This window comes from Tabrizicola sp. YIM 78059 (assembly GCF_004959785.1).
Classification (GTDB): domain Bacteria; phylum Pseudomonadota; class Alphaproteobacteria; order Rhodobacterales; family Rhodobacteraceae; genus Tabrizicola; species Tabrizicola caldifontis.
In genome coordinates this window covers 1-2348 of the sequence record NZ_SJZH01000043.1, presented here as the reverse complement: position 1 = coordinate 2348, position 2348 = coordinate 1, and the positions used below count along the sequence as shown (strand labels likewise).

Here is a 2348-nt window from a genome sequence, read left to right as displayed (position 1 = left end):
CGCCAGTCAGCCGCACGAACAGGCCTGACAAAAGACCGCACTCGATCACATGTCCGGACGATCAGAAATTCCTTGCAAACCGAGCGGCATCCACAAAAGAAGGTTGGACGTGCGGCCCACCCCCTCCGCCATCATCCCTGTTGCGAACACGGACAGGCGCCCATCGCGGCGCGGAAATAGTCGTGTTTTCAAAGGGCTTTGCGTCCCCCATGCGAACCTCCGAGACTGCGCGCCAGGCCCGTTTCGGGCTCTGAACGGCGCTCCGTCTCTGTTCGGGCGAACCTCGCCAAATTCGGTTCGGTCGGATTTTTCGTCGTCTTTCCAATGGCCTGACTTTCAACTCCGCCAAAACTTCGGCCCCTGTGTCCATCGCTCTCAAAGGGAACAGAGCCGCGACGGGCGGTAGGCGCAGCCGCTGGGTGCGCTGGCTGAATGGCGCGTAGCGGTGGCGGTGGCTTGCTCGGGGTCAGACCGAAAGCGTTGATGACAAAAGGACTTCGCGCTCCTAGCCTGGCGGCATGTCGAACGGGCCCTGGACGGATGAAGAGAACGACCTGATCGTCGCGGACTACTTCGCGATGCTGGCCGACGACATCTCCGGGCGCCGCTACAGCAAGGCTGAACACCGCCGCGCACTCCTCCCGCTGCTGAACGACCGATCCGAGGGGTCCGTCGAGTTCAAGCACCAGAACATCAGCGCGGTGCTCAAGGGCCTCGGCGAGGACTGGATCCCCGGCTACAAGCCCGCGTTCAATTTCCAGATGACGCTGGTCGATGCCGTGGCGCGCTGGCTGGCGCTGAACCCGGCCTGGCTAGGGCGCCAGCCGGGGCTGCAACCCGCTGCGGGCCTGCGCGAAGCGGCACAGATCTGGATCGGGCCGCCGCCGACCCTGTCGAACCAGCCGCCGCCGCAGGAGCTGGAGCAGATGCTGCACATCGCGGCCAAGTTCGACGTGGCGGGCCGGGACGCGCGCAACCGGGCCCTTGGCCGCGCGGGTGAGGAGCGCGTTCTGGCGCATGAGCGGTCGGCGCTGCGGGCGGCGGGCCGCGACGACCTGGCGCGCAAGGTGCGCTGGGTGTCGGAGGAGGACGGCGACGGCGCGGGCTACGACATCGCCAGCTTTGCCCCGGACGGCCGGGTGCGCCTGATCGAGGTGAAGACGACGAACGGCTGGGAGCGCACGCCCTTCCACATCACCCGCAACGAACTGGCCGTGGCCGAGGAGCGGCGCGCGGAATGGTGCCTGTTCCGGCTCTGGAACTTTTCGCGCGAGCCGAAGGCCTTCGAGCTGCACCCGCCGCTGGACGCGCATGTCTCGCTGACGGCGACGACGTTTCAGGCGAGCTTTCACTGACGGTCAGTCGAACACCCGCCCCGGCTGTTCGTCCCATGGCAGGGCAGCCACAGCGCAGAGATCGACGATGCTGATCGTCGAGGGTTCGCGGTGGACGACCAGCCGCTCGAGCACCTCGGGCGCCAGCCTCGCGAGGCGCAGGAGGCGGCTGACGTAGCGGTCGGACAGGCCCTCGTCGGCGGCGAGATCGGCGAGCGTGGCGACGTCGCCCCGCTCCAGCCGCTGCCGCCAACCCCATGCGCGGCCGATGGCGCGCAGCAGGTGGGGATCCTGCCCGCGCCCCATGGCGGCCTCGACATGCTTCGGCGGGAGGATCCGGGGGCGACCGCCGCGGCGGCGGAGTTCTAGCGGGATGTGGACGCGCAGGGTGTCGGGCGCGGGCATCAGGCCACCTCCTTCTTCAACGGGGCCATCAGCGCGGCGATGGCGCCGAGGCCGTCGTGGCGCAGGTCGACGGCGAGGCCCGCCTCGCTTACCGTGATGCGCGCGACCAGCAGCTGGACGATGCGTGCCTGCTCGGCCGGGATCAGTGCCTTCCAGAGATCGTCGAACTGCGCCAGCGCGGCGACAACGGTGGTCTCATCGAGGTCGGGACGGTCCTTCCGGACGGCCCGCGCGGTGCGCGCCGCCACCTCGGGCGTGCGCAGCATCCGGCGGATTTCGCCGATGACGGCCTCCTCGACCATCGCCCCCGGCAGCCGCTGGGGCCCGCGCAGCTCGGCTGCGGGGCGCTTCCGGATCACGTCCATCGACGTGTAGTAGCAGTACCGCTTGCCTTTCCGCCTGGTGTGGTGGGGCGTCATGGCGGCACCGGTCTCGGTGAAGATAAGCCCGCGCAGGAGCGCCGGTTGCGCCGCCCGCGCCACCGCCGCGCGGGCGACGCGGTTATTGGCCATGACGGCATGCGCCTCGTCCCACAGCTTCTGGTCGATGATGGCCGCATGCTCGCCGGGATGGACCTCGTCCTTGTGCACGGCGAGGCCGAGATAGACC

At 68.9% G+C, this 2348-nt stretch carries 2 protein-coding genes and 1 pseudogene; 1 reads left to right on the top strand and 2 read right to left on the bottom strand.

Annotated features, from left to right (window positions below; translation table 11 throughout):
- The first annotated feature begins 518 nt into the window (after nt 1–518).
- A complete protein-coding gene (locus EZM81_RS17875) occupies nt 519–1355 on the top strand; it encodes a DUF3883 domain-containing protein (RefSeq protein ID WP_136646720.1) in 837 nt (278 codons plus the stop codon).
- Nucleotides 1356–1358: 3 nt separating this feature from the next.
- Here EZM81_RS17875 and EZM81_RS17870 read toward each other — a convergent pair whose 3' ends face one another.
- Both EZM81_RS17870 and EZM81_RS17865 read right to left on the bottom strand, forming a co-directional pair.
- Nucleotides 1359–1739, bottom strand: coding sequence for a hypothetical protein (locus EZM81_RS17870; protein WP_136646719.1), 381 nt, complete (start codon nt 1737–1739; stop codon nt 1359–1361).
- A pseudogene (locus EZM81_RS17865) lies at nt 1739–2348 on the bottom strand (recombinase family protein); the annotation flags it as partial. The pseudogene EZM81_RS17865 and the gene EZM81_RS17870, both read right to left, overlap by 1 nt.

Bases quoted from the DNA above. Each gene is read 5' to 3' on its own strand.
- EZM81_RS17875 (WP_136646720.1), top strand. From the start codon at position 519: ATGTCGAACGGGCCCTGGACGGATGAAGAGAACGACCTGATCGTCGCG.
- EZM81_RS17870 (WP_136646719.1), bottom strand. From the start codon at position 1,739: ATGCCCGCGCCCGACACCCTGCGCGTCCACATCCCGCTAGAACTCCGC.